Here is a 3,661-nt window from a genome sequence, read left to right on the forward strand (position 1 = left end):
CTGAACCGTTGGTGGCCCAGCCGCGCCTAGGCTGGTTCCGGCTGCGTTTCGTCGCCCCCTTCCGCGCTTAGGTGAACTCTACGTTCGCCGGGCGCTTTTTCTTTGGAGCTTTCATGCCAGATACGCCTTTACGCCTGCTTCTGATAGACAATTACGACTCTTTTACCTACAACCTGGTGCAGTACTTCGGCTCGCTGGGCGCCGACCTGACCGTGTGGCGCAACGACGCCTTCACGCTGGACGACGTGCGGCGGCTGGCCCCCGACGGCATCGTGGTGTCGCCGGGGCCGTGTACGCCGCTCGAAGCGGGCCTGAGTGTGGACGTGGTGCGCGAACTGGGGCCGCAGTACCCGCTGCTGGGCGTGTGCCTGGGCCACCAGAGCATCGGGCAAGCGTTCGGGGCGCGGGTGGAGCGGGCGTGCCTTCCGGTGCATGGCAAAACCAGCGTGCTGCGGCATGAGGGCAAGGGGCTGTTTGCCGGACTGCCCGAGCAGGTGCGCGTGACCCGCTATCACTCGCTGGTGGTGCGCGGGCTGCCGCCAGTGCTGGAGGCCACCGCCTGGACGACCGACCCGCAAGAAGAAGTGGTGATGGCCCTGCGCCACCGCGACTACCCCATCTACGGCGTGCAGTTTCACCCCGAAAGTATCGAGACCCAGGAAGGTATGAAAATGCTGGAAAACTTTTTGCAACTGGTACGCGAGCGCCGCAGCCGGGGGGCCGCATGACCGCGCCCACTCTGCCCGCCCACGCCCGACTGATGAACGGTGACATTCTGAGCCAGGCCGAGGCAGCGGCCTTCATGCGCGAAGTGATGGCGGGCGACCTGAGCAGTGTTCGGCTGGCGGCGGCGCTCGCGGCCCTGCGGGTGCGCGGCGAAACCCCCGAAGAAATCGCCGGATTCGCCCAGGCCATGCGCGAAAATGCCGTCACGGTCAAGCTGCGCCCCCGCGAAGTCCTGATGGATGTGGTCGGCACCGGGGGCGACGGGGCGCATACCTTCAACATCTCCACCACCACCGCTTTCGTGTTGGCAGGCGCGGGTATTCCCATCGCCAAGCACGGCAACCGCGCCGCCAGCTCGCGGGCCGGAAGTGCCGACGTGCTCGAAGCCCTGGGCGTCAACTTGGACGCCGCCCCCGAACAGATTCAGGAAGCGATTGACACGCTCGGCGTGGGCTTCATGTTCGCCCGCAACTACCACCCCGCGCTGCGCCACGCCGCCCCGGTGCGCTCCGACCTTGCCGCCCGCACGGTGTTCAACATCCTGGGGCCGCTGTCCAACCCGGCGGGGGCCAGTCACCTCGTCGTGGGCGTGTTCCGGGCCGACCTGACCCGCACGCTGGCTGAAGCCCTCAAGCACCTGGGGGCGAAGGGGGCCACCGTCGTGTACGGCGATGGGCTGGACGAATTCACCGTCTGCGGCCCCAACACCGTGTCGGGCCTGCGGGACGGCGAGATTGTCGACCGCGTCATGCACCCCGAAGAATGCGGCGTGGACCTGCATCCCCGCTCGGCCATCGTGGGGGGCAGTCCTGCCGAGAACGCCGAAATTACCCGCGCCCTGCTGACGGGCGGCGGCACCCCCGCGCAGCGTGACATCGTGGCGCTCAACACGGGGGCGGCCCTCAGAACCGCCGGACGCGTCCAGAGCATTCGCGAAGGCGTGGAACAGGCCCGCGAAGTGATGAAGGGCGGGCAAGGCTGGGAGATGCTGCGGAAGTACGCGGCCCTGACCCAAGCGAGGGTGTAATACAGCTTCGAAAAATCGTTTGGGCATCCAAACTGTTTTTCCGAGCAGAGCGAACTGTGCCGGGCCGATAGAAGCGATTCGGAGGCCCGTTTTCAGGGCGGGGAGTGGAAGCAACAACGGGATTGGGCGGCGCGGACTTGCCAAGCGGCGAAGCAGAGCACATTCGGGCGCTTTCCTCGGATGTGCGGAGTCAAGCCCAGCCCCGTATCATTCAAGCAATATTCAGGCCCCCGGCAGCCGCAGGACGCCCTCCAGCGCGGCGTAGGCTTCGGGCTGGGCCAGGAAAATCAGGTCGTCTTCGGGGGTCAGGTACATCTCCGGGCGCGGCACCTTCACTTCGCCGTCGCGGACTATACCCATGATTTCCACACCGGGCGGCAGAGCGACCAGTTTCAACTTGGCTCCCTGCCAACTGCGCGGCACGGCGCGGCGGTAGAGTTCGCGCTCGCTGCCGCCCGCTTCGCCTTCGCCGCCCTGGTAGGGGACACCGGGGGTTTCCGGAACGTGCCGCGGCAGGTTGCGGACACCGTCGGGAAGCTGGGCCGACGGGCCGCGCACCGGAACGCTGTGGGCACGCGAACGCAGTTGTCCCGGCACGATGCCCGGTTCGCCGCTCAGCGCGTGGGCGATGCCTGCCGCGAGCAAGGCCAGGGGCAGAATCATGTCGCCACCCCAGGCCACGGCGAGCAGGGTGGCGGCCACCGGCACGTTCAGCGTGACCGTCAGGAAGGCGACGGCCCCGACGAGTCCTGCCATCGCCACGTCAATCTGGAGCCAGTGCGCCAGCCCGATCCCCAGCAGGCCACCGATGCCGACGGAGGGCAGCACCCCGCCACCAAACGCCAGCCGCGCCCCCAGCGCCAGCAGCAGCCAGCGCCAGAGTCCCTGCGCCGCTGCCTCGCTGCCCATGAACCCGCTGAGGCCCACCTGCAACCAGCCGGAGCCGTCACCCAGCACGGTGGGCGTCACGAAAACGGCAATCAGCGCAGTCACGAGGCCAAAGGCCGCGCCCAGCAGGGGCCGCCAGCGCCCGTCGGTCAGGCGCTCGGGAATCAGGCGGCAGGCGTGAAGCAGCAGCCAGCCTGCGCCCGTGACCAGCACCATCAGCAGGGCCAGCGCGGGAAGCTGACGCAGGGGCGGCAACTGCACCTGTCCCAGGTCGAGCAGCGGCGCAAAGCCGAAGCCCAGCCCGTACACGGCGTAGGCGGCGACCGAGGCCAGCACGCAGGGCATCAGGACTTCAAATTCAAACTCGAAGCGGCGGTACAGCACCTCGGCAATCAGCACGGCTGCTGCCAGGGGCGCGTGCAGCACGGCACCCAGACCAGCGGCGGCCCCCGCCAGCATCAGCATCCGCAGTTCGGCGGTGTCCAGACGGGTCAGGCGGGCCAGCAGGCGCGTGCCCATTTGGCCTAGCTGAATAAACAAAGAGTCGCGCCCCATAAACAGGCCCGTGACATAGGCGACGAGTGCGCCGCCGAGGGCCTGGGCCTGGGCGGGCAGTTGAGGCCAGGTTTCGCGCCCGCGCACCTGCTGGTTGGTGCCGCGTACGAGTTGGGCGAACGCGCCGCCCGGTTCGGCGGGAACGAGCCAGGTGGAGGCCGCCCCTGCCAGGGGGAGCAGCAGCAGTAACCAGGGCGACACCTGCCCGAAGGCCATCAGCAGCCCACCTTCGCCCGGTGTTCCGGGGGGCGAGTAGCGGGTCAGCCAGGCTCCGACGGGCAGCAGCAGGTCAAGCAGCAACCGCAGCAGCAGGCACAGCCCGCCCACAAAGCCGCCCAGAAGCACGCTGAGCACCACGACCCGGCCCGATTCCAGGCGCAGCAGCACGGCGCGGGGGAGAGGCGAGCGGGTAAAAGGTAAACGCATTGCCCGTCATCCTAGAGCAGAGAGCGGCAGCTGGGGCGC

At 68.3% G+C, this 3,661-nt stretch carries 3 protein-coding genes; 2 read left to right on the forward strand and 1 reads right to left on the reverse strand.

Features of this window, described 5'->3' with window-relative positions; all coding sequences use genetic code 11:
• Positions 1 to 113: 113 nt before the first annotated feature.
• Both Q4C89_RS14355 and trpD read left to right on the forward strand, forming a co-directional pair.
• On the forward strand, positions 114 to 728 hold the full coding sequence (locus Q4C89_RS14355; protein ID WP_303103307.1) for an aminodeoxychorismate/anthranilate synthase component II: 615 nt from the start codon (positions 114 to 116) through the stop codon (positions 726 to 728).
• Complete coding sequence (gene trpD, locus Q4C89_RS14360) at positions 725 to 1,753, forward strand: anthranilate phosphoribosyltransferase (RefSeq protein ID WP_303103308.1); 1,029 nt, start codon at positions 725 to 727, stop codon at positions 1,751 to 1,753. The genes Q4C89_RS14355 and trpD overlap by 4 nt, the downstream gene beginning before the upstream one ends.
• Before the next feature lie 222 nt (positions 1,754 to 1,975).
• Here the strand turns inward: trpD and Q4C89_RS14365 are convergent, their stop codons facing one another.
• Positions 1,976 to 3,622 carry a chloride channel protein gene (locus Q4C89_RS14365; protein ID WP_303103309.1) on the reverse strand — a complete coding sequence of 549 codons (1,647 nt, stop codon included), beginning with the start codon at positions 3,620 to 3,622 and terminating at the stop codon, positions 1,976 to 1,978.
• Positions 3,623 to 3,661: the final 39 nt, after the last annotated feature.

The organism is Deinococcus sp. (assembly GCF_030523985.1).
Lineage (GTDB): Bacteria > Deinococcota > Deinococci > Deinococcales > Deinococcaceae > Deinococcus.

Excerpts from the sequence above, each read along its gene's own strand:
- trpD (WP_303103308.1), top strand. The coding sequence starts at position 725 with ATGACCGCGCCCACTCTGCCCGCCCACGCCCGACTGATGAACGGTGAC.
- Q4C89_RS14355 (WP_303103307.1), top strand. The coding sequence starts at position 114 with ATGCCAGATACGCCTTTACGCCTGCTTCTGATAGACAATTACGACTCT.
- Q4C89_RS14365 (WP_303103309.1), bottom strand. The coding sequence starts at position 3,622 with ATGCGTTTACCTTTTACCCGCTCGCCTCTCCCCCGCGCCGTGCTGCTG.